This window comes from Sorangium sp. So ce836 (assembly GCF_028553905.1).
In the GTDB taxonomy this organism is placed as follows: Bacteria; Myxococcota_A; Polyangia; order Polyangiales; family Polyangiaceae; genus Sorangium; species Sorangium cellulosum_D.
Window position 1 is genome coordinate 7053166 of record NZ_CP102233.1, and the last position, 24412, is coordinate 7077577.

Consider the following 24412-nt stretch of genomic DNA (forward strand, 5'->3'; position numbering starts at 1 on the left):
CGGCGCGCGTGGACCTACGTTACGCCGCGTCGATACGTTTGACGCGCACGCACCTCCACGCACACCGTGCTTGCTGATCTGTCGTACGCTCGTCAGGCATCACGGCCGCTGGTCAGCTTCTGGCCAGAAGAAGCCGGCGCCAAGCGGACCTCAAGCTCATAAGTCGCGCTGTCGGCCGCATCGCGGCGTGGCGCGAAGCGGACGCTGCGCAGTATGCAGTAGGGACACCGCGATGCCAGCCTGTATTTGAACCAGCCCGACCACCGGCGATTGGACGACGCGTATCCGAGCTCGAGATCACAGCCTCGACTCATGCCCTTGTGGGCGGATACACCAAGCCAGCTGCCGACGCACCCTGCCTTGGTCCCCTTCCCCACCTTCCGGGTCGATTCCAGCGCATCGCGTCCGAACCTTGCTCGCGCCGCGGCGTCGGGTCGTATTCGGGACAGGGCGCGCGCGGGACGGTGGGGATGCATCCGCCGCGGCCGCGCGCCGGCCGGGCGGGATGTCCGGGCTCAGCCCGGCGCTTGCGAGAGGCCCTCGCCGGCGATGCCGGCGCTGAGCACGAACCGGAGCCCGTCGACGCCGGTCAGCCCAGGAGCCCCCGCTCGGCCAGCCACAGCGTCGCGCCGGCGCGGCTGTAGATGCCGAGCTTGTCGTAGGCGTGGGCGACGTGGTGCTGCACGGTCTTCTCCGAGATGGCAAGGACGAGGGCGATCTCGCGGTTGGTCTTGCCGGCACCGACGAGCCGCAGGACCTCCAGCTCGCGCCCCGTGAGCGCTTTTCGCGGCCGGAGGAGCCGACCGCACCGGGCGCCGCGCTCGCTGCTCGGAGGAGCGGACGGCACAGGATCTGTGGCGAGCAGGTAGCCGTACGTCGTGCCGTGTCCCCCCGTGAGGCGATGCGTCCAGATCGGGTTGGCGCAATAGATCTCCAGCATTTCCTTCGTGTACCCGACCACAAAGTACTCGAAATACGGGTGCCATGCGGGGAGGTCACGCACTCGAAATTCGATGCCGGAGTCCCTCAGCGTCGCCTCGGAGCGGCTGTCCGTCTCGGCGAAGTACCGGTGCCAGATGTTCTGGGTGGTCGCGACCAGCGACGAGATGTCGGGATCCTGGACGAAGCGCTGCAGCGGACCGTCGACGAGCGCCCAGCGCGCCGATTCGGCCCCGAGCTCGAAGAGCGCGTCCTTGCCGTCCGCGTAGAACCGCCGGACGAGCTCGTCGTGGAACGCGAGGAACTCGGGCAGCGGGACGAAGCTGCTGGCGGTGATCGGCCGCTTGAACCAGGGGTTGGCCACCGCCACTTCACGAAAGAAGCCGCGCCACGCCTCCGAGCCGAACCTCCGGCTCACCAAGGTCTTCCGCGTCAGGATTGTGGTTCCGCTGACCTTCATGGAACAGCCGATCGGCTCCTGTCCCTGAGCGACGAGGTCGCGCAGGACGCAGGAAGGCAAAGGATCGCCTGCCAGTATGGCCGATCGGGGTGTCAGCGGTCAACACGCGAGCTCGCTCGCCATGTGGCGGCGCTCTCACGGTGCGACGGATATATCAGCAGAAGATTATTTCAATGGCGATGCACACCAAACGCTCCGCGCGTCGGGCGACGCGCCGTCGCCCTATTCGAAGTTCTTCCGCTCGCTCTCCCAGCCTGTGCTGCAGAGGCCGCACGATGTCCCGAGGAACATAGAACGGCTGGGGTGGGCTACGGCATGACGTGCCGCTTCAGCGCGGGCCAGCCGACCGTGGCGTTGCCGGGCTCGTGGCTGCCTCCCTGCTTGGTGCAGAGCGTCACCTCGACGCCGTCCTGACAATTGGAGTAGGTCGAGCAGCCCTGGCCATTCTCGGCCGACGGCGAGCCGGTGCACCCATTGATGTCGGCCCACTTCGCGAAGGTCGACTTCGCGCCGAGGAACGTGACGGGCATGCCGCGCACCACCGAGGAGCCTCCACCGGCGTAGGGCACGACGGGATCCGACGTGCCTCGGAACGAGATCACGCTGATGGGACGCGACGGCTCGCAGCCGCCGACGTTCTCCTGCAGGAGATCGAAGGCGGCGGGCGCCACGGCCGCGAACACGTCGGCGGCGTGGCAAGCGAGGTAGTGGGACATCCCGCCGCCCATGGAGAAGCCGACCGCGTAGATGCGCTTGGGGTCGATGCAGGCGCTCTCCTGGATCTGGGCCACCAGCGCCCTGGCGAACGCCACGTCGTCGGTGTCGGCCACGCAGCAGGGCCCCACGTTCCAGGCGCCGCCCGAGGGGCCGGACAGCCCGCTCGGGAAGGCCATGATCACGCCTTCCGGGTCGGTCTGCGCCGGATAGGGCGAGCCCGATCGCTCCGACGGACCAGAGCCGCCGAGCGGGTGGAAGTCGACCACGAGAGGCACCGGCTTGCTGCCGTCGTACGTGGCAGGGACATGCAAGACGTAGCTGCGGCTCTGGGAGCCCACCATCACCGTCTTGTTCGTGTCGCCAGCGCTCAACGCGGGCGACGGGCAGGTGATGGTTCCGCCGCCGCCCGTGCCGCTGCTGGTGACCGCGTCCCCGGCGCCCGCGCCGCCGGTGCCTGCGCCGCCGGTGCCCGCGTCCCCGGCGCCGCCCCCGCCGGTGCCGGTGCCGCCGGCGGAGCCCGTCGTGCCCGCAGACGACGTGGTCGTCGTGTCCCCGGACGCGGCGCTGCCGCCGCTACCGGAGGTGACGCCCGAGCTGGTCGAGCCGCTGGTGCCGCCGCCGTCGCCGCCGCCGGTGGTGGTCCCGTCGCCGTCGCTGCCGCAGCCCAAGAGGGCGATGCCGAGCGCTCCTGATAGCAGAATCAGCCGTGGTGAATTCATTCGCCGGTTCATCATTGATCAGCACCTTCGTTTGCGGTGGATACGGGGACGGTATCCGGTGTTCGGGTCGCGTCCTTGAAGGTTTGAGGCACCGGCCCAGGTCGATAGGGATCGCTGCCCATGGGTCGTCGCAGGCGACCGGCGGGGCGCGCCCAGGCGGCTGGGCACCGGAGCTGCCGAAGGAAGCTCCGGCTTGAGGGGTCGGGGGTGCTCGGCGGCCGTGCGTCGGTCGTCACATCTCCCTGGCTGGAGCAGACCAGCGCCGCGGAGCCGCGAACGCGATGACCTCTGGGATCGGTCTTGCCGAGGGTGTGAAACGTGTCCAAGCTTCCCTGCTCCCAGATCGTCGTCCGTCGCCGCGTCACCCGATGCAGGTGCCTGCAACGAGCTCATAGCCGAGACCTCTCCAGCGAGGCATAGGCAAACTGGCCTATGCCTCGCTGCGAGACGTCGCTCCCACGCCGGTGGACTGGACGATCCGGGTCAGTATCGGACTCGATCATCCGCCCAGTTGCACGGATGGGCACCGAGCTCCTCGTGCGTCCTACAACCCGAAGCCCGCGATGTACTCGGCGCAGGTTTGACCGAAGTTGCGGCAGTCCTGCGCGGCCCGCTGGCCGGAGCAGAAGCTCTTGATCTCGTCGAGGTCCCGGCACTCCTCGCTCGCGGCCCTGGCGCAGCAGGTCGGCGGGTACGTGTCTTCGCACCGGCTGCAGGCGAAGCAGACCCGGACAGGGTAGGTCCACTCGGCGGTCTCGACCTCCTGGCCGCCAAGCGTCCTGCCTCGCAACACCACCGTCGCCAACACCTCGGCGTCGCGGCCGAGACGCGCGGCTGCCCGCGTGGGCTGTCCATCGTGGCACCGTCGATCAGGAGGACGTCGGTGCCGTTCCTAAGCTCGTGATCGAGCTCGCCCAGGGCGCGCCAGCACCCTCGGAGGTACTCCTCGACGGAGCCGCGCTTCCGCAAGCCAGCCTTGGCAGCGAGCTCCCGCTCGACCCCGGAACCCACGCCGTCGTCGCGCAATGGACCGACGGCAGGCAGACCGAAGCGCCAGTGATCATCACGGAGGGCGCGCGCAAAATCTTGCGTCTCGCGCCGCCTCCAATCGAAGCCGCGCCGACTCCGGCGGTCGCCGCGCCGCGGGCGGGCTCGCGCTCAAAGCGAAGTTGGATCTCGAGGAAGAATGCCCGAATCCATCGCATTGTAACGCGGACGACATAAACGCTCATGTCTCAAGGTCAGACGCTCACCGCCACGGGCACCGTGCTCGGCGCCATTGGCCTCGCCGGCATCGGCGCTGGCCTGGTGCTCCTCCTGACGTCACCTCAGCAGGGCGCGACCGTCGCCCTCACGCCCGCGGTCCTGCCAGGCGGCGGCGGGGCGCTGCTGCGCAGTGGATTTTAGCCCTGGTTTCGCCCAGCGCGCCCGCTCACGTCGACCACGGCGCCGCGGCGGAGCTCGTGGCGACTGGCGGCGGCGCCGGCCGGGACAGAAACTTACATCCACCCAAAAGCTCGCGCGCCGCCGGTCGCTCTCGCAGCTCGGGAGCCGATGACGGTACTCGTCTCCGTCGCCCCCGCGCGCGGCGCGCACGGACAACGAACAGACGCTCGATGCCCGATTGCTGCTCCACCTCGTTCGAGCGCGGGATCCAGGTCCGAGGCGGCGTCGACGGCGTCTTCGGCGATCGCGTGGAGGAAGCCGTAAAGGCGTTCCAGGCCGAGCGCGGGCTCCTCGTGGACGGGGTCGCGGGGCAAATCACCTTGAAGGCGCTCGACGCGAGGCTCGGCGCGGTCAGGGGCTGATCAGGTCGAGAGGAGACCAGGATGGTGGCGAAGGCGGGCGAGGGAGAATACCGGTACTACACGATCCTGCCAGGCGGCGACGATGGGCCGCTCCTGCCCAATCGGCATTATCTCGGGGTCGACGCGGTGGCGTGGTTCCTGAACCGGGAGGATGGTTGGTTCTCCAAATGGACCGCCTCGGGCACGCTCGAGATCTCCCTGGTCGGGGGCCTCGAGCGCTACCAGGCGGCGCTCGGCGCGTTCGAGCTGCAAGGCAGCGCGAGGACGGCGCCCGTGTTCGATCGCCCCGTGCTGCCCGATCGCAACTACCGCGGCGGCCCGATCACCCTGTGCGTCTCGCTGTTCGCGCTCCGCCGCGACACCGCGCTCGCGGGCCTGCTCAAGGGCGCCGCGTCGGCGAGCCTCGGGATCGTGGCCGGCATGGTGGAGACGGCGAGCCTGGCCGGACCGCAGCTCGTGCTCGGCGCGGCGGGGGCCTCGCTCGTCGGCGGGGTGTCGCAGCTGCTCACGAGCGCGCCCGGCGGCGCCGAGCACCTGCTCTGCCAGGGCGGCCTCGAGGTGACGCTCTCCCCCGAGCAGGTGCGCGGCCCGATGACGTATGTGCTGTTCCATCGAGGGATCCCGCTCGACCCCGCGCGGCTCGCGGTGGGCGCGTCCGGCGCGCTCACCTACCCGCTGCACGACGGGCGGGAGCTCGCCGACGGCGCCTGGATCCTCGTCCGCCTCCGCAGGAGCGCGCGCTACGCGGGCGCGCGCGGCTGGTTCGACCGGGAGCGGGCGCTGCGGGCCGCCGCGCCGCCCGGCCCGGCGAGGGCGACGACGCGCGCCGCGCTGCCGGCGCCGGGGCGGATACTTCACCCGCGCGTTCGTGAGCCGTGGACGCGGGCAGATCCGGGGTCGCGTCGACGTCCAAGACTGCACAGCAGGTTGCGAGAGAGAACGAACGAGCTGCGTACGGCCCTGCGTGTTCATGGCGACGTCGGCGAGCCCAGTGGCCAAGTGAAGCGGCGAGAAGAGGATCGAAGACAGGGCCGCGCCGAAGCCCAGACCGACGCCCCCCGCGCCTCCTCCACCGAGGCGATCTCCGCCTCGAGGACCTCCCCCTCCGCCGTCCGAGCGTCGATCCGCGCCTCGAGCGCGGCCTCCTCCGCCAGAAGGGCCGGGCCCTCCGCCTGCGGCGCCCGCGGCCCCGCAGGTTGAAAGCCCCCCCGCCATGCACTACGCCAAGGCGAACCCAGGGGACGATCTCTCTCCTCGCGCCAGGCTGCATCGACGTATGACCCACCTCCGCAAGCTCGGCGGGCTCCTCCCAGCCGCCCTCCTCCTCCTCGGCCTCGGCGCGTGCCGCGCCGCGGCCGACGCCCCGCCGGCGCCGCCCCCGCCCGAGGTCAGCGTCATCGAGGTCCAGATGGAGCCCGTCACCCTCCGCGACGAGCTCCCCGGCCGCGTCGCCCCCCTCCGCCTGGCGGAGGTGCGCGCGCGCGTCGCGGGCGTCGTCCTGAAGCGCAGCTTCACCGAAGGGAGCGAGGTCAAGGAGGGGCAGACGCTCTTCGTGATCGACCCCGCGCCCCTCAAGGCCGCCGTCGACAGCGCCGCCGCCGCCCTCGCCAAGGGGCAGGCCAACCTCGGCCAGGCCGAGGCGCGCGCGAAGCGCGCCACCGCGCTCGTGCAGGAGGGGCTGGTCAGCCGCGAGGCGTACGACGACGCGCTGGCCGCCCAGGCCATGGCCCACGCCGAGATCGCCCAGGCGCGCTCGGCGCTCTCGCTCGCCCGCCTGAACCTCGGCTACGCGACCGTGACGGCCCCGATCAGCGGCAGGATCGGCGGCGCGCTCGTCACCGAAGGCGCGCTCGTCGGCCAGGCCGAGGCGACGCCGCTCGCCGTCATCCAGCAGATCGACACGGTCTACGTCGACATCAAGCAGCCCGCCTCGCAGCTCACGCGCCTGCGCCGCGCCGCGCTGGACGGCGCGCCCGGGGGCGAGGCGGGCCAGCACGCCGCGATCCTGGTGCTCGACGATGGGGTCGAGCACCCCGAGAAGGGCGAGCTGCTCTTCTCGGGCATCAGCGTCGATCCCGGCACCGGCGAGGTGACGCTGCGCGCGCGCTTCCCGAACCCGAGCCGCCTGCTCCTGCCCGGCATGTTCGTGCGCGTGAAGCTCGCCAAGCGCGTCGACCAGGCGGCCCTCACCGTGCCGCAGCAGGCGGTCGGGCGCGACGGCGGCGGCAACGCGACGGTGCTCGTCGTCCAGCCCGACGGCAAGACGGCCGTGCGCCAGGTCCAGACGGGCGGCGTCGATCACGACCGCTACATCGTCACCTCCGGCCTGAACGCCGGCGACAAGGTCGTGGTCGAGGGCCACCAGAAGGTCGCCCCGGGCGCCGAGGTCCGCGCCGTCCCCTTCACGCCGACGCCCGCGGGCTCGGCCGCCGCGCCCGCGCCCGCGCCCGCGGCGTCGGCGGCGCGCTGACGCGCGCGGAGCAGATCGAGGCCAGCATGTCGCGCTTCTTCATCGACCGGCCCGTCTTCGCGGTCGTCATCGCGATGTTCATCGCGCTCCTCGGGGCGATCGCGCTGCCGCGGCTCCCCGTGACGCAGTACCCGTCGGTCGCGCCGCCGACCGTCTCCATCTATGCGAGCTACCCTGGCGCGACGCCGGAGACGCTCGACCAGAGCGTCGTCAGCCTCATCGAGCGCGAGCTGAGCAGCACCAAGCGCCTGCTCTACTTCCAGTCGTCGAGCGACGCCTCCGGGGGGGCCCAGATCACCGCGACCTTCCTGCCCGGCACCGACCCGGATCTCGCGCAGATCGACGTCCAGAACCGGCTCAAGGCGGTCGAGCCCCGCCTGCCCGCGGCCGTGAGGCAATCCGGCCTCTTCGTCGAGGCCTCGACGTCGAGCTTTCTGATGATCGTCAGCCTGTCGTCGCGCGACGGCAGCCTGAGCCCCACCGCGCTCGGCGACATCCTCGCCCGCTCCATCATCGACGAGGTCAAGCGCGTCCCGGGCGTCGGCCGCGTGCAGCTCTGGACCAGCGAGCGCGCGATGCGGATCTGGATCGATCCGACCAAGCTCGCGGCGCTCGCGCTCTCGCCCGCCGACGTGTCGGCCGCCATCGCCGCGCAGAACGTCCAGTTCGCGTCGGGCCGCATCGGCGATCTGCCGAGCCCGCCGACGCAGCAGATCAGCGCCACGCTCATCGCCGAGGGGCAGCTCACGACGCCCGAGGATTTCGGCGCGATCGTCCTCCGCGCGAAGCCCGACGGGTCGCGCGTGCTCCTCCGCGACGTCGCGACGATCGAGATCGGCGCGCAGAACGTGGCGTCGTCGTCGCGGAGCAACGGCAAGCCCGACGCCGCGATCGGCATCCAGCTCGCGAACGGCGCGAACGCGATGAAGACCTCCGATCTCGTGCGCGCCCGCATGGAGGAGCTCTCGCGGGGCCTGCCGCCCAACGTGACCTACAGCGTGCCTTACGACACGGCGCCCTTCGTCAGGACCTCGGTGCACAAGGTGCTCGAGACCCTGGTGGAGGCCATGGTGCTCGTGTTCGTCGTGATGTTCCTGTTCCTGCAGAACATCCGCTACACCCTCATCCCGGCGATCGTGGTGCCGCTCGCGCTGCTCGGCACGTGCGCGGTGATGCTCCTCGCCGGCGCGTCGATCAACATGCTGAGCCTGTTCGGCATGGTGCTCGCGATCGGCATCATCGTCGACGACGCGATCGTCGTGGTCGAGAACGTCGAGCGGCTGATGGCCGAGGAGGGGCTGTCCCCGCGGGAGGCGACGCGGAAGGCCATGGCGGAGATCTCGGGCGCCGTCGTCGGCATCACGCTCGTGCTCTCGGCGGTGTTCGTGCCGATGGCGTTCGCGTCGGGCTCGGTGGGCGCGATCTACCGGCAGTTCTCGATGTCGATGGCGGTCTCGATCCTGTTCTCGGCGTTCCTGGCGCTGACGCTCACGCCGGCGCTCTGCGTGGTCTTGCTGAGGCCCGTCCCCGCCGGCCACGCGCGGCGCCGCGGCCCGCTCGGCTGGTTCAACGCCGGCTTCGAGCGGCTCACCTCCGGGTACCGGCGCTGGGTCGCGGGCTCGCTCGACAGGCGCCGCCGGATGCTCCTCGGGTTCACGATCCTCGTCGCGACGCTCGGCCTGCTCTACGTCCGGCTGCCGACCGCCTTCTTGCCGGAGGAGGATCAGGGGCTCGTGATCGTCGACGTGCAGCTCCCGCCGGAGGCCACGCAGCACCGCACGCTGAAGGCGGTCGAGCAGGTGGAGGCGCACTACCTCGGCCGCCCCGCCATCCGCAGCGTCGCGGCCTTCCCGGGCTTCGGCTTCTCGGGCTCGGGACAGAACGTGGCGATGATCTTCCTGACGATGAAGGACTGGAGCGAGCGCCCGGACGGCGCGACGGCCCAGTCCGAGGCCGCGCTGGCGAACGAGAAGCTCGGCCACATCCGCGACGGCGTGGTGTACAGCCTGGTGCCGCCGCCGATCATGGAGCTCAGCAGCACCTCGGGCTTCAGCCTGAAGCTGCAGGACCGGGGCGGGCGCGGGAACGCGGCGCTCCTGGCGGCGCAGCAGCGGCTGATCGAGCTCGCCGCGGGGAGCCCCGTCCTCGCGCAGGTGCGCGCCGAGGCGCAGCCCGACGCCGCGCAGATCCGGCTGCGGATCGACCGCCAGAAGGCAAGCGCGCTCGGCGTGAGCTTCGAGCGCGCGGCCGGGGTGCTGTCGACCGCGCTGAGCCCGACCTACGTGAACGATTTCCCCAACCAGGGTCGGCTGCAGCAGGTCATCGTGCAGGCGAACGAGGCGAGCCGGATGCAGGTCGAGGACGTGCTGCGGCTGTCCGTGCCCAACGGCGCCGGTCAGATGGTGCCGCTCTCCGCGTTCGCGACGGCGGCGTGGGAGCGCGGCCCGCTCCAGCTCGCGCGCTTCAACGGGTTTCCGGCGACCGGGATCAGCGGCGCGCCGGCGCCCGGGCGGAGCAGCGGCGAGGCGATGTCGGAGATCGAGCGCCTGGCCGCGCAGCTGCCGCCGGGGTTCGGGGTGGAGTGGACGGGGCAGTCGTACCAGGAGCGGCTGTCGGGGGCCGAGGCGCCGGCGCTGCTCGCGCTGTCGCTGGTCGTTGTGTTCCTGGTGCTGGCGGCGCTCTACGAGAGCTTCGCGATCCCGCTCTCGGTGATCCTCGTGGTGCCGCTCGGGGTGCTGGGCGCGGTGCTGGCCATGACGGTGCGCGGCCTGCCGAACGACGTGTTCTTCAAGGTCGGGCTCATCACCATCATGGGGCTTTCGGCGAAGAACGCGATCCTGATCATCGAGTTCGCGAAGAGCCTGCGCGAGCAGGGCAAGAGCGTGCGGGACGCGGCGATCGAGGCGGCGCGCCTGCGCTTCCGGCCGATCCTGATGACGTCGCTGGCGTTCATCCTGGGCGTGGTGCCGCTCGTGTTCGCGCGGAACGCGGGCTCGGCCACGCAGCACGCCATCGGGACGGGCGTGTTCGGCGGCATGCTCACCGCGACGCTGTTCAGCATCTTCTTCGCGCCGCTGTTCTTCATGGTGGTCAGCCGCCGGCGGCGCGGGGGGGCGGCCGGCGACCCGCAAGCGGGGGCCGGCGAGCGCGCGGTGAGCGGCTAGCCGGCGCGGGCGGAGGGAGCGCGCCTTGCGCGCTGGCGGGCGGCGGCGGGGCCGTCGCGGTCAGCGCCAGCGCGCTCCGGCGCGCGGGCCGTCAGAACTGGTAGAGGCCGCCCGCCTCGACGGCCCAGCCCACGCGGTCGGCCCCTTTATCCACCTCGGCGGCCGGATCGAGCTTGTGGCGCGTGAGCATCAGAGAGGGCTCGAGCACGAGCGAGAGCCCCTTCATGGGCGAGAAGGCGTAGCCCGCGCGCACCGTCACGTTGCGCTCGATGCCGGGGCCATTGCCGCCCACGCGCGCGGCAGGCGTGGCCGGCGCGCCCTCTGTCGCCGGTGTTCCGGGCGTGTAGCCGAGCAGCATGTCGTCGGCGCTCGGCACCACCGCGGCCCCCGCGATGAGATGCAGGGCGTGCTTGTCGAACGTCAGCTTCCCCGACACCCAGCCGCCCACCTCGGCGACATCCGTCGCGCGGTTGCCTTGCCCGAGCGTCAGGAGCCCCAGGTTGGCGAGGTTCTGGCCGCCGTAAGCCTCGGCCCGCAGGTTCAGCGGACCGGACGTGACCTCGGCGAACAGGTTGCCGCCGATCGCCAGCTTCCTCTCTTCCGTCGGCAGGTTGGCGTCGAAGGCGAGCGACGTGGCGATCACCGACGCGCCGACCCATGCGGCCTTCTCGGCGCGGTAGCCCGCGCGCAGCGCGAAGGTGGGCGTGCGCGAGTACTCGACGTTGTTGAGGATGGCCGTGACGTTCTGGCTGACCAGACCGAGCGCGGCGCCCACCTCGACGCTGCCGAGGGTGGCGACGTAGCTGAGCTGGTGACGCACGAAGCCCGAGTTGCCGGACTGGAAGAGCGCGCCGACGAGGTTGTACGTGTGCGTGTTCAGCGGCGAGAACAGGTCCCAGAGCTGACCGAGCGTGAGCTTGTGTCCTTCGGCGGGAGACCACTCCACGAACGCCTGCCGCACGCGGAGGCTCATCGCCTGAGCCGGCGACGACTTGCCGAAATCGATGAAGTCGACCTCGAACTGCCCCTTCACGGGCGTGCCCTCCCCGGCGGTCACGCCGAAGCGCGTCTGCGCCGCCTGGAAGCTCAGGCCGACGGCGTCCGGATCGGCGAGGAACACCGGGTTCGCCGCGGCCGTGGGCGCGGAGTAGTTCGGGTTTCCGAAGGACTCGAGGCCGTTCCCGACGACGACGGTGGGCTTGACGATGCCGTAGACGCGCACGAGAGGCTTGTCTTCGGGCTTCTTCGGCTCGACCGGCGGCGGAGGAGCGGGGCGAGGCTCCACCGCGGCCTCGGCCGGCGCGGGCTGCTGCGGCTCCGCCGTTTGCGCTCTGCCCGTGGCGGGCGCGGCGACTCCGGCCAGCGCGAGAGAGGCGGCGAGCGCTGCGCTAGGCGTCTTCCAAATGATCATGAGTTCTCCTCTGAATCGGGTGCGCGGGTTCGGCGCTGGTCAAGCCCCGTGGACGTCGGCGTCGATGCGGTGATCCTTGGTCTCGTGGATGAAGAGACCGCCCACGATCAACGTCACCGCGCAGACAGCGATGGGATAAATCAGGCCCGTGTAGATGGCGCCGGCCCCGAACGTCTCCTTGGCCCAGGCCGACGCGGTGACGGCCGTGGCGATCAGGGGCAAGAAGCCGCCGAACCAGCCGTTGCCCAGGTGGTAAGGGATGGACATCGAGGTGTAGCGGATCTTCGTGGGGAAGAGCTCCACGAGGAACGCCGCGATCGGCCCGTACACCATGGTCACGTAGACCATCTGGAGGCCGATGAGCAGGATCATCATGGGCACGTTGACCTCGTCCGGGTTCGCCACGGGCAGGCCGCTCGGGTTCGAGAAGTGCTTCATGGCCATGTAGATCGGGACGTAGGAGATCGCGCCGAGCGCGCAGCCGGCCATCATGACCTTCTTGCGGCCGATGCGGTCGGACAGGCCGCCGAACACCAGGAACAGCGGCGTGGTGAGCGCGAGCGCGACCGACATGATGGTGTAGGCCGTCTGCCACTGGATCTTCAGCACGCTCTGCATGAACGTGAGCGCATAGAACTGGCCCGTGTACCAGACGACGCCCTGGCCCGCGGTCACCCCGAAGAGGGCGAGGAGCACGTACTTGCGGTTGAGCGGGTGAGAGAAGGTCTCCTTGATCGGGTTCTTCGAGACCTTGCCGGTCGACTTGAGCTTCGAGAAGAGCGGCGACTCCTTCATCTTCACGCGGATGTAGAGCGAGATGGCGAGGAGCAGGAAGGAGAGCAGGAACGGCACGCGCCAGCCGAACGACTTGAAGTCCGCCTCGCCGAACAGCGAGCGGGTGGACCCGATGACCGCCATGCTCACGAAGAAGCCGAGCGTGGCCGTGGTCTGGATGTAGCTCGTATAATAGCCGCGCTTCTGGTCCGGGACGTGCTCGGCCACGTAGGTGGCGGCGCCGCCGTACTCACCGCCGAGCGCGAGGCCCTGCAAGAGGCGCAAGAGCACGAGCAGGACGGTCGAGGCGATGCCGATCTGCTCGTACGTGGGCAGGAGGCCCGTCAGCGCGGTGGAGATGCCCATGGTGGCCATGGTGACGAGGAACGTGTATTTGCGGCCGATCAGGTCGCCGATGTGCCCGAACACGATGGCGCCGAGCGGGCGCACGCCGAACCCTGCTCCGAAGGTCGCGAGGCTCGCGAGCAGCTGCGCAGTCTCGTTGCCCGAAGGAAAGAACAGCCCGCCAAAGAACACGGCGAGGCTACCGTAAAGGTAGAAATCGTACCACTCGAACAGCGTTCCGAGCGACGACGCGGTGATCACGCGACGGATCGTCCCGGCATCCTCGATGGCTGCGTCGGCGTCGCCTTGGACTACGCCACTTGTCATGTTGGTACTCATTTGGATCTCCCGAGAGGATGGTCCGCGCAGAGAGACTTCAGCACACCAAGAACTTTCCAGCGGGACCGGATGATGACGAGACCCATACTACCTATCCTTCTGACTGCCAACAAGTGCGCCCAACCTCGTTCCCTGACCTACCCGGCGGAGACGAGACCGGAACAGCGGCGCAACGTTCTCGTCCAGCGTCGAGATCCCCCGGCCGACGCGCATCGGCCCCTCTCGCGGCGAGAGCTCGGCGCGCTCGCGTGCGCGGGGCCTCGCGTGCATCTCCGACCAGACGATCGGGCGCGACCTCTCCGCGGGGCGGTCAGGGCGCGCTCGCGGCGTTCATCATGAAGGTAGTTTGCTTCTGTCTCTGCTTCCCGGCGCGCAGACACGAGCAGCCGGAGCTTCGCGCGCCGGTCGCGGCGGCCGCGAGCTTTCGCGGGCAGAACGCCGGGGCGGGAGGCCGCCGGCTCCCGCCCCGGCCTGCCGGACAGCGTCGGTGAGGCTCCCGCTCGGAGGCCTCGGCCGTTCCTCTCTATCGTCCTCTGGCCCGGGGCGTCGTCACGCGCCCCCCGTCGGGCTGGGCGCCGCGCGAGGGGTCAGTCGCCGGTCGACGCGCGGTAGCTACGAACGTCCCGCGTCAAAAAGCTGTGGAAGTTGTTCGCCGGCTCGTGCAGGATGAAGTCGTTGCAGTCCGCGTCTGTGTAAAGGTCGATCCCCTTGTCGGTGGCGTTGAAGACAGCGTGGGCCGTAAACGGCAGCGTGGTGCAGCTATCGCTCTCGTCCGGATAGGCCACGGTCTCTCCGGTGAAGTTGCCGGAGAACCGGAGAACCGGAGAAAAAGCAGCCTCCTCAGAAAAAATTTGTGGGTGAGCCATTCGGGCTCCGGCAGGTTCCCGAGCGCGTGGTAGAGGGCGATCTCCGCGTGTTCGTAGGTCCGAAACCCATACGCTTTGAGCGCAAGGCGGCGGCCGCGTACAACAGAGTGTTCGAGGCGCAGTCCCTCACCTAGCTGCGGCTGTCCGATCTCAAGCTCGCGATTGTTATCAACTTCGGCGAAGTGAAGGTGAGGCAGGGCATCCATCGCGTCGTCAATGGACTGCAAGAATGACCTTCCTCTCTCTTGTTATTTTGCACCTTGGCGCCTTGGCGTTAAATTCTCCGGCCTCCCGCTACGAGTAGACACGCCCATGCACCGACCCGCATCCCTGACTTCCCGCAGGGCGCGGCCCTCCGGTGCGAGCTCGACGGGCAGTGCCAGGCGGCCCTCACTCGGCGGTCTTCGTCATGACGACCTGGACTGCGGCAAGAGACTCGAACGGGCTACTTCTCGCCCGCGCACACGAACAGCTGCCGGACGATCACGTGCTCCTCGTTCTGCAGAAAGCTTCGCCACTCCTTCACCAGCTCGGCCAGGTCGTTGCTCGACAGGAATCCCTCTTTGACCAGCCTCAGCGGGATGCTCATCCCTTCGGATTCCAGGAATGCCTTGTCGCCCATCAGCGTGTTGTGGGCCACCACGACATCCAGATCCACGTTACGGTACCCAGCCTCCTTCAAGACGACCGGCAGCCTGCGACCCAGCCTCGGATGTCCGCCCTGCGACTCGCGGCACGCACAGTAGGCCTCAAAGAGCGTCTTCAGCGACTTCACCGGCGGGTAGGTCCTTGTGTATAGATCGAAGTCATTATCGACAAATATCGCCTTCCCACCAGGCTTTAGTATTCTAAGGACTTCCCTGGCGCCCATCGCCGGGCTCTCCAGGTGCTCGAGGAGCAACCGCGCAATCGAGAAATCGAACGAGCTCTCCGGGAGCCCGGTGTCCAGGATCGATCGCTCGACCATCACGGCGCGCGCCAGGCCCTGCTCCTTCCAGTACGCCGTCGCCCGCTCGGTCATCACCGGGTCCTGCTCGATCGCCGTCACGTGAGATCCCGGGAACCGGTGCAGCAGCTTCGAGGTGAAATAGCCGGGGCCGCTCCCGGCATCGACGATGGACATTCCATCCCGGAGCCCGTGCGCGATGTAACGCTGAAGCTCCTTCGCCCAGAATAGGTCGACCTGCGCGCGCAAGCGCTGAAGCTCCACGTCGACATGGACCGAAACCTGGTTGACCTGGTATGAACCCGACAGTGTCATAGGTAAGTGCTCTCTCGTTTCTCACAGCGGTCTACAGGCATGCCCCCTCTCGCCTGCCGTCTAGCCCGGCTGTCCCCCGTCCGCGCGCCGCGGCCCGGGGTCGAAGCCTCCGCGCTCCTCGACGGCGCTCAACCAGCTTGCTATCTCCCCCGCCGCAAGCTGCCACCCGTCATCGAGCATCATGTCGTGCGCGGGCCCGGAGATCACCCTGATGGCTCCCCCGTAGAAACGAGCCGTCTCGTGCGCGCTCGTCAGGCGCAGGAACTTGTCTCCTCTGGCGCACACGACCAACATGGGCAGGCTGGGCTCGCCGGGGGCGTCGATATGAAAATATTTGAAATCTGCAAAGACGCGGCGTGACTGGCGCCGGAAGCGCCCGATGCAGGCGTCTGCCTTCGCGCGATCCATGCGCTTCGAGAAGAAGAGATCCCTCGGAGCGCGGGCGCTCCACCCTGCATTGAAGGCGACCAGCCTGCCGTAGACGAGCGGATGGGCCAGCGCGCAGAGCACGGCGGCGGTCGAGGCGCCCTGCGGCGGCGGGGAGGCCATGAGGACAGCGCCCCGACAGCGCCGATCCGATCTGGTCATGTACTTCTGCACGATCGCGCCCCCCAGCGAGTGCCCCACGAGGACGGGGGGCTCCTCGAGGCTCGCTGCCGCTGCACCGACATCGTCGACATAGTCCTCGAGGGCATAGGCGTCGAGGTCGCCGCTCCCTTCGCTCCCGCCATGGCCGCGCAGGCTGACGGCGAACGTCCTGTACCCCCGCTCCGCGAAATACGGCATGAAGCGCTCGGACCAGCACCACGCCCCGTGAAACGACCCGTGTACGAAGAGCAGCGGAGGCCTCCGCTCCGGCGGCTCGGGCGACTGCGTCAAAATCTCCAGCATCGAGGCGCCGGAGCCGCTTGAGACCGACGTGATGAGTGTCCGCTGGATGCTCATTCGCTGCTCTTCGGCCCTGTGCTGCTGATCCCCGGTGAACTCGATCGCGGCGTGCTCTCCGCTCAGTCCTGCTCGACCTGGAGCGGCCCGCGTGCAGCGCGCGCAGCGGCGCCGCCCTTCGACGCGACGCGCACCGCTGGGCTCGCGGTCACGGGATAGGTCCATGGGCCGCTCGTCGCGCCGCGCTCCGGTCCCAGCGACGCCTCCCCGCGCGCCCGCCCGACCCGCAGCCCGATCCCCTTCAGCATCACGCCGCCGGACTCGTCCATGATGGCGAAGTTGTACCCGGCGTCATCGGCCCCCTCGCTCGCTTTCCGGAGCAGATACACGTAGCAGGCTCGCCCCTCATCGCTCAAGATCTCCAGCTCGGCGAGCTCTCGAGGAAGGAACGTCCCCTCCTCGCCGAGCCACGCCGCCTGGGCGGCATGGAGCACCGCCTGCAGGGCGCTCAGGCCTGCGGTAGATCCCTGTTGCGTCGGCACGGCGAGCGTTCCAACAGCCTCGTCCTCGCCCGCGAAGATCTGCTGCAGCAAGCGAGGCCGAGCTCCATGCTCCAGCGCGGCTCGCAGCCCAGCGTAGATATCGTCGCCGCTCAGCCGCCGAACGCAGCGGGCCTCGGCGAGCGAGACGTCGACGTAGGGTGTGTCGCCCTCGCCTCCGTGCCCGTGGAGCAGCTCGGCCGTCAGATGGACGGCGGACTTCCCGCCGCGCTCCGTACAGAGGGTGCAGATCGCGCCCGACGCAGACATCTCGATCTCGATCAGCTCCTTGTCCACCTCGGCGGCATCGCGCGGGGTCCACCAGGTGACGTTGCGTATCCGCTTGAGCTCGCCTCGCGCGTCGAGCTCCCTCCACGCCGAGGCGACATCGCCGAGCAGCGCCATGGAATCGACGGCCGGCGATCTCCGAGCCTGGAGCTGGCCCGCGGCGAGCTGGAGCGCCGCCTCCGATGGTCTGGAGAGCACGACCTTGCCTGTGCCAGGAGCGGCCTCCTCGCGCGTCCAGCCACGCTCCAGGCCTCCCCCAGCAGCTTCCGTCGACGCGCTCGTCGCCGAGTACCAATGCCGCCGTCCCATGAACGGGTTGCCTGGGAGGGGCACCCGGGTCCGGCGCCTGCCCGGGAAGAGCAGGCGCCAATCGACGTCCAGCCCCTGCGCCCAGAGCTCGGCCACGCGTGCCAGCTCGCCGCTCCCGACCAGCTCCCGGAGCGTCGACCCGTCCATCGAGCCACGGTTCGCCGGCTTGTCGCCGCCACGCCCACCGCCGAGGTAGACGCCGCTCTCTCGCTGCGCATCCACGACCAGATGCCTCAGCTTGTCGATGAGCTCGCGCCGAGAGCTCACCGCCAGCGCCAAGCGGAACTCCATCGAGTCCCGACCGACCTGGTAGGTGTACGCGATGTCTCCCAGCGACGGCTGCTGCTCGCCGGACTCCTCGCGTCGCGTCAGGAACTCGAGCAGTCGGCGTGCGTATTCCAGGAGCCGATCTTGGCTCTTTGCGGACAGGATCACGGCCTCCGGACCGCTCTCGGGTCGGGGCGCGTCCCCTCGACGGGGTGCCTCCTCGACGACGGCGTGGACATTGACGCCGCCGAAGCCGAACGAGCTGATCCCCGCGCGCCGAGGCAGAGGTTCGCCTGCGTCCCCGCGGGGCGGCTGCCAGTCCGTGGTCCGGTCCACGACATAGAAGGGAGAGCCGTCGAGCTCGATGTATGGATTCAGCTCTTCGAAGTGGATCGTCGCGGGGATCCGTTTGTTCTTCAGCGCGAGCACCACCTTCATCAGGCCTGCGATCCCGGCTGCGGGCTCCAGGTGACCGATGTTGCTCTTGACGGAGCCCAGCCCGCAGAAAGGCGCCCCCCTGCTCCATGGCGCGCTGCCGCCGGACCGCGCCGCGAGCAGCCTGAACGCCTCCTTGAGGCCGTTGATCTCGATCGGATCTCCGATCGAGGTGCCCGTCCCGTGGAGCTCGATGTAGCCGACCGTCCTCGGATCCACCTTGGCTCGCTCGTGCGCCGCGACGATGACGTCCGCCTGTGCGCCAGGGTTGGGCGCGGTGAGCTGGTTGGCCCGACCACCGTGGTTCAGCGCCGTGCTCTTGATGACGGCGTGGATGGTATCATCGTCCGCGAGGGCCTTGCGGAGCGGCTTCAGCAGGACGACGCCCGCCCCTTCCCCGCGAACGTACCCGTTGGCCTTCCTGTCGAGCACCTTGCACCTGCCGTCCGGTGACAGCATCCCCGCCTTGCTGAAGGCGACGAAGGGCATCGGTCTGAGTATGACGTTGACTCCTCCAGCGAGCGCCGCGTCACACTCGCCCAGACGGATGGCTCTGATGGCATGGTGGAGGGCTGCGAGGGAGCTGGAGCAGGCTGTATCGATCGCCTCGCTCGGCCCGCGGAGGTTGAGCATGTACGAGATTCTGTTTGCGATCATGCAGGGCGCGATGCCTGTGAGGGCATGCCCTCCGCCGTCCGCGAACTCGGCCAGCAGCTGACCGTAGTCGTTGGTCGACGTCCCCACGAACACCCCCACGCTCGAGCCAGAGAGGCTGGACGGCGCGTAGCCCGCATTCTCGATGGTCCCCCAGACCGCCTCCAGGAAGATCCGCTGCTGCGGGTCCATGAGCTCGGCCTCGCGGGGCGAGATGTTGAAGAATCCGGCATCGAACCTGTCGATGTCCGACATCAGGCCCGCCCACCTCGACCAGGTGATGTTGCCCGCTGCGTCGAGATCCCCGTAGCACCTCTTCCAGTCGAAGCGGGTCGGAGGGATCTCCGTCACCAGATCCCGTCCCTTCTCCAGGTTGCTCCAGAACCTCTCGAGATCCGGCGACTGCGGGAGGACGGCGCTGAGCCCGATGATCGCGACGTCATCATCGTCCGGTGCGGATTCGGCCTGTCTACGTGAGCGCTGGCGCTCGTCCCCGCCTGGGGTCACCAGGTGTCCGGGTCGATCCTCATGAGGCGCGCTCGCGCTCCCATCCTCCCCACCCTCGCCCGGGGGCGGAGGCAGACCGAGCTCCTCGTGATAGCTCCTGAGTCGCTCTCCGTACTCTTTCCACATATGATCGAGGACGCTCCCGAGCGACCTGTGCCCGAACAGGACAGCCGGCGTCAGCTTGACATCGTACACGTCGTTGATGCGACTCGCGAACGCCGTGAGCGAGATGGAGTCGAAGCCGTACTCGCTCATATGCTGGTCCATGGACACATCCCCTTCTCTGACCTTCAGGATGTCCTTCACGGCCACCAGCAACGTCTCCTGGACGCGCGCCCGAGCCTCGCCATCGCTCGCGCGCTCTCCATCTACGGCTCTCAGGCTGTCGTCCGCGGGCCCCGGGGTCCTCCCCAGCTCGCGCGCGATCTTGGTCCGCTCCCCTTGGACGACGATGACCTGCGCCTCTCCCCGACGGAGCGCGTCCGCGAGGACGTCCACGCCCTCCTCCGCGGTGAGGGGCCGGATACCCCAGCTCCGCAGCAGCTCCTCGGGCGGCCGCATGCCCCCGCTCTCCCAGAGCGGCCAGTTGACCGACACGGTGCTCCCGCGCCGGAGGCCCGCCGCAACCCACGCGCTCCTCGCGGCGGCGAAATGGTCCATGAAGCTGTTGCCTGCCGCATAGTCAGCCTGGCCGGTGTTCCCGATGACGGATGAGAGGGAGGAGAACATCGTGAAGAAGTCGAGCGGCTCGGCGCTGGTCACGGCGTCGAGGTTGATCGTGCCGAGGACCTTTGCCCGCAGGACTTCCTGCATGGATCCCCACGTCTTTTCGGCCACGAGCGCGTCCTTCACGACGCCTGCCGCGTGGAGCACGCCGTTGATCTCGCCGAAGCGCCTGCGCGCCTGCGCGACGACCTCCGCCATCTGCGCGCGGACCGCGACGTCGCCCTGCAGGTAGCACGCGTCTCCCCCCAGGCGCCGCAGCGCTTCGATCTCGGCGTGCATGTCCCGGGTCGGCGCCGACCGGCCCACGAGGACCAGCCGGGCGCTGTAGGCCTCCGCGAGGTGCCTAGCGACGATCCGCCCGATCCCGCCGCCTCCGCCGCTGATCAGGTAGACGCCCCCCCGCGGCTTGAACGGCGTCTGCGCGCTGCGGGCGATGTCTTTGCCTCGCTCGTCGCGCACCTCCTCGAAGCGCCGCACCTCCCTCCGGCCAGCGCGACGGCGGATCTCGACGTCGCCGTCCTCTGGAACCATGAGCTCCTCCACGCCGATCTCCAGCGCCCCTCTCAGATCGACCCGCGCGTCGTCGACCTCGACGGCCCTGTAGGAATGCTTCGAGTTCTCCCTCTTCACGCTGCGAGCGAACCCTCCCAGCATGGACAGGATGGGCACCGCGCCTCTGCCGCCTGGATAGACGCTGACCAGCCGCACCGCGTCACCGCCGAGGCGCATGAGCGCCTTGCCGAGGCCGAAGATCGCCAACATCCCGAGGCCTAGCTGCTCGTCCAGCGACTCCTCCAGGATCGCGGCATCGGCGGCGGAATGCACATCCAGGGGAGCGGCCCCCCAACCCCAGAGGTGAACGGCGCCGCGCGGCGGAGCCCCCTGCTTGCTCAGGTCTTGGACGAGTAGATCGTACTCCCGCGGCGCCCGGGGGTCGATCTCGTATACGTCCTCCCGGCAGCGCTGGAAGCGGTCTCCGTGGTTCACGACGATGACCCGGCAAGAGGTCCCAAGGAGCGCTCGCGCTGCAGTCGACAGCTCGCCCGCGCCCTCCTTACCGTCCGCGAGGAGGAGCAGCGACCCAGACGGATCGAAGCGCCCTCGCTGACCGCTCCTCTCCCTCAGGAGTGACTCCGACCAGATCGGACGATAGTAGATGCGCTCCCAGCTCGCGGAGCTCGCCGCCGCCCTGGCGAGCGGCTTCGTGCTCCTCTCCGCGCCGCGGGACACCGAGCGGAGCAGGAACTCTCGCAGCTCCACCAGCAAGCGGCCTTGCTCATCGAGGATCCAGACGTCGTACCGCTGGCCGCTCCGCTGCTCCCCTCCCTCGCAGCGCTTGACGTGGGCGTAGACGCGGCGCCCCAGCGGCCCGACGAGACGGAGCTCTGCGACCGAGAAGGGCAGGTGCTGTTCGTTCACCCCGCTGCGGCGACCCAGCGCGGCGACCGTCTGCACGGCACAGTCCAGGATCGCCGGATGCAGCGCCTCTGGCGGGAAGCAGCGCCATACGTCGTCCGACAGCTCGATCCTCGAGAGTGCCTCGGCCTCGTTGCTCCACCACTCCCGGATGCCACGGAACCCTTCGCCATACGCGAAGCCCGCGCGCTTGAGCTCGGAGTAGATCCGAGCCTCCTCCTCGTGAACGTCGCAGCGAGACTTGATCGGCGCGATGTCGACGCGCGGCGATTCAGCCCTCCCGTCATGCTCGCCCGCCGTCTGATATACCACCACTCCCTGGCCGTTGGCCAGGCTGGTCCTGGGCCCGTCCGCGGAGATCTGCACGTCGATCCCCGCCGCTCTCCGCTTCAGCCTGATATCGACGTTGACGTTCGCGTCCTTGACGACGATGGGCCTGCTCCAGACGAAGTTCTTGATCTGGCTCACCGGCCGTCCCGGGTCCGAGGCCGCCGCGGCGGCCCTCGCCATCTCCAGGTAGGCGGCCCCCGGTAGCACCTTGTCGCCGGCCACGACGTGGTGCTCCAAGACGAGCTCGCTCCCGTCGAAGGTCTTCTTGAAGACCTGCTCCTCGAAGGTCGACTCGTTGCGGTCGAGCAGCGGGTGTAGCCCCTGTCCACCGCTCGCCGCGCCGCGTCCGCGGCCACCCCGCTCGAGGTCGCCCGGGGCCTCGTGCCAGAAGCGCTCTGCAGCGAACGGGTAGGTAGGCATCCTCACGCGGCGCCCACGTTGCCCTGCGTAGAACCGGTCCCAGTCGACGTCGTACCCCGCGACATACAGGTCGGCGAGCGCCTTCAGCTTTTCCTTGTAGGACTCCCGGTCGAGCGCGGCTCCGTAGAGCTCATCCAGCAGGCGTCGGCCGAGCGCTGCCATCGCCGGCGGAGCGAGGTCCTCCTGCGCGACCTGCGAGCCCCCGGGCGCCGGGGCTCGCTCCGCCTCGCCCCGCCGGAGCGCCTCCACCAGCTCCGTGGTGTCCTCCACGACGAACGCCCGCCTCAAGGGGAAATGGCTGCGCCCGGCGTTCAGCGTGAAGCTCACGTCGAAGACGTCTTCACCCGTGCCTGTCCCCTCGATCCACCGCCTGAGCTCCGCGCAGCGCCTGCGCAGCGCCTCTTCGCGCTTCGCGGACAGCGTGATCAGGAAGCAAGGCACCCTCTGCCGTCTCGTGGCCTCGTGCTGCATGGACGGCGCCTCCTCGACGACGAGGTGCGCGTTCGTGCCGCTGAAGCCGAAGGAGCTCACGGCGGCCCTCCGGGCGCCGCCACGCTCGACCCGCCACTCTCGGAGCTCTTGGCACACGAAGAACGGCGTGTTCGAGAGGTCGATGTTCTCGTTCGCCTCGTCGAAATGCAGGCTCGGCGGGATCTGCTTCCTGTCGAGAGCGAGCAGCACCTTCAGCACGCCAGCCACGCCGGCCGCTGCGAGCGCATGGCCGATGTTGCTCTTGACGGAGCCCAGGGCGCAAAATTGCTTCTCGTCGGTGAACTTGCGGAACGCGTCCGTGAGCGCCTCGACCTCGATCGGATCCCCGAGCCTCGTCCCCGTACCGTGAGCTTCCACATAGGTGATCGTGCTCGGATCGATGGCGCTTCGCGCGTATACCTCGCACTCCAGGGCGGACTGCGAGCGGCCGCTGGGAGCGGTGATGCCGTTGGTCCTGCCGTCTTCATTCAGCGCCGAGCCCTTGATGACGCCGTAAATATGGTCGCCATCTCGGAGCGCGTCGTCCAAGCGCTTCAGCACAATCACCCCGACGCCCTCGGCAGGTACGAACCCGTCCGCCTTGCGATCGAAGACGTGGCACTTGCCGCTCGGCGAGAGCATCCCAGCGTCCACCAGGAAGGAGTGGGCCTGCGGCCTGATCAGCGTACACGAGACGCCACCGGCGATGGCCATCTTCGACTCGCCGCTCAAGATGCTCTGGCAGGCGAGATGCATCGCCACCAGGGAGGAAGAGCAGGCGGTGTCGACCGCGACGGCCGGTCCCTTGAGATCCAGAAAGTAGGAGAGCCTGGCAGGCAGGATCGCGTTGGAGCTGCCCATCACCTCCATGCTGCTCGCCGGCGCCGGCAGGTAGTAGGAGGGAGCCACTCCGACGAACACCCCGCACCGCTTATCGATCGATCTGTCGGAGTAACCGGCATCCTCGATCGCTCTCCACGCCTCCTCGAGGAAGATCCTCTGCTGAGGATCCATCAGCTCTGCCTCGCGGGGTGAGATGTTGAAGAAGAGGGGGTCGAACATGTCCACGTCCGACAGGATCCCGCCCCAGCGTGGTCTGTCAGAGCCCCCGGCGCCGCCGCTCGGCGCCTTGCCCGTGGTCAAGGTGGAGCGAACGACCGGCACGTCCTGGATGCAGTCGACTCCCTTCGCGAGGACGTCCCAGAACTGGTCGAGATCCGCGGCGCCGGGGAACCGGCCGGAGATGCCGATGACGGCGATCCCGGCTGGCGGCGCGTCGGCCGCGGCGCCGGACGCCGCGCGCGCTGCGCCCCCGCGCCCGCTACCCGGCACCCGGTCGACGTGCCGCAGCGCGGCCCCCTCTGCGTCGGAGGCGCTCCGATCCACCGTCGGGGGAGCCGCTGGGTCTTCACTCCCCAGGCACCTCTCCAGCACCTCGTCTCGGAATTTCTCCAGAACGAGGGAGGCGAGCTCGCCGACGCTGGGGTAGCTATAGAGATCGGTCGCCCTGAGCTTCGTGGACAGCTGGGCGTTGACCTCGCTAGCGACCTGCATCGCGATGATGGAGTCCACTCCCAGCTCGGAGAATGGCCGATCGGGATCCACGTCCTCGTCGAGCCGAAGCACGTCCCTGACGATCCGCTGGAGGCGGGCTCGCGCTGCGTGCTGCGCGCCCGCCGGGTCGAGCGGCGACAGCGCCCTGGAGGGCTGAGCGTCGCCTCTCCCGGACGACGCCGCCTGGCGCGGCGGCGACGAGCCTCCGCCCGGCGCGCGCTCGTCCGCGGCCTGCGATCGGAATCGCTTGATGAACGCGGCCGCCTCGCGAGGGCTGAGCTTCCCAGTCTTCACCGCGAGAAGTATGCTTTTCATGTCCATTGCTCTACGCCGCCTCG

General features: G+C 69.2%; 14 protein-coding genes. 5 read left to right on the plus strand and 9 right to left on the minus strand.

Going from position 1 to position 24412, the window contains the following annotated elements; all coding sequences use genetic code 11:
* Positions 1-589: 589 nt before the first annotated feature.
* The 3 genes from NQZ70_RS25560 to NQZ70_RS25570 all read right to left on the minus strand — a co-directional run bounded on the left by NQZ70_RS25560 (position 590) and on the right by NQZ70_RS25570 (position 3631).
* Positions 590-1399: a response regulator transcription factor gene (locus tag NQZ70_RS25560; RefSeq protein WP_129576530.1), complete on the minus strand. Its 810-nt coding sequence runs from the start codon at positions 1397-1399 to the stop codon at positions 590-592.
* A gap of 308 nt (positions 1400-1707) precedes the next feature.
* A complete protein-coding gene (locus tag NQZ70_RS25565) occupies positions 1708-2835 on the minus strand; it encodes a PHB depolymerase family esterase (protein WP_261344359.1) in 1128 nt (375 codons plus the stop codon).
* A gap of 544 nt (positions 2836-3379) precedes the next feature.
* Positions 3380-3631, minus strand: coding sequence for a hypothetical protein (locus tag NQZ70_RS25570; protein WP_207217945.1), 252 nt, complete (start codon positions 3629-3631; stop codon positions 3380-3382).
* A 434-nt stretch (positions 3632-4065) separates the two neighbouring features.
* On the opposite strand from NQZ70_RS25570, the gene NQZ70_RS25575 reads away from it, so the two are divergent.
* The 5 genes from NQZ70_RS25575 (at position 4066) to NQZ70_RS25595 (ending at position 10277) form a co-directional block, all read left to right on the plus strand.
* Positions 4066-4242: a hypothetical protein gene (locus tag NQZ70_RS25575; protein ID WP_207217946.1), complete on the plus strand. Its 177-nt coding sequence runs from the start codon at positions 4066-4068 to the stop codon at positions 4240-4242.
* A gap of 209 nt (positions 4243-4451) precedes the next feature.
* Positions 4452-4643 carry a peptidoglycan-binding protein gene (locus tag NQZ70_RS25580; RefSeq protein WP_129576533.1) on the plus strand — a complete coding sequence of 64 codons (192 nt, stop codon included), beginning with the start codon at positions 4452-4454 and terminating at the stop codon, positions 4641-4643.
* Between the two features lie 21 nt (positions 4644-4664).
* Positions 4665-5843, plus strand: a complete 1179-nt coding sequence (locus NQZ70_RS25585) for a hypothetical protein (protein WP_129576534.1) — start codon at positions 4665-4667, stop codon at positions 5841-5843.
* A 76-nt stretch (positions 5844-5919) separates the two neighbouring features.
* Complete coding sequence (locus tag NQZ70_RS25590) at positions 5920-7113, plus strand: efflux RND transporter periplasmic adaptor subunit (RefSeq protein ID WP_129576535.1); 1194 nt, start codon at positions 5920-5922, stop codon at positions 7111-7113.
* A gap of 26 nt (positions 7114-7139) precedes the next feature.
* Entirely contained in the window at positions 7140-10277 is a 3138-nt protein-coding gene (locus NQZ70_RS25595; protein WP_129576536.1) for a multidrug efflux RND transporter permease subunit, read from the plus strand.
* A gap of 91 nt (positions 10278-10368) precedes the next feature.
* On the opposite strand, the gene NQZ70_RS25600 is transcribed toward NQZ70_RS25595, so the two are convergent.
* From NQZ70_RS25600 to NQZ70_RS25625, 6 genes are all read right to left on the minus strand, one after another.
* Entirely contained in the window at positions 10369-11688 is a 1320-nt protein-coding gene (locus NQZ70_RS25600) for a hypothetical protein (RefSeq protein ID WP_129576537.1), read from the minus strand.
* Positions 11689-11727: 39 nt separating this feature from the next.
* Positions 11728-13134, minus strand: coding sequence for an MFS transporter (locus tag NQZ70_RS25605; RefSeq protein WP_129576538.1), 1407 nt, complete (start codon positions 13132-13134; stop codon positions 11728-11730).
* 599 nt (positions 13135-13733) lie between these two features.
* On the minus strand, positions 13734-14012 hold the full coding sequence (locus NQZ70_RS25610; protein WP_129576539.1) for a hypothetical protein: 279 nt from the start codon (positions 14010-14012) through the stop codon (positions 13734-13736).
* 445 nt (positions 14013-14457) lie between these two features.
* Positions 14458-15273, minus strand: a complete 816-nt coding sequence (locus NQZ70_RS25615; protein WP_129576540.1) for a class I SAM-dependent methyltransferase — start codon at positions 15271-15273, stop codon at positions 14458-14460.
* Positions 15274-15333: 60 nt separating this feature from the next.
* Positions 15334-16218, minus strand: coding sequence for an alpha/beta hydrolase (locus NQZ70_RS25620; protein ID WP_207217947.1), 885 nt, complete (start codon positions 16216-16218; stop codon positions 15334-15336).
* A gap of 62 nt (positions 16219-16280) precedes the next feature.
* Positions 16281-24389: an SDR family NAD(P)-dependent oxidoreductase gene (locus NQZ70_RS25625; protein ID WP_165374156.1), complete on the minus strand. Its 8109-nt coding sequence runs from the start codon at positions 24387-24389 to the stop codon at positions 16281-16283.
* Positions 24390-24412 lie beyond the last annotated feature (23 nt).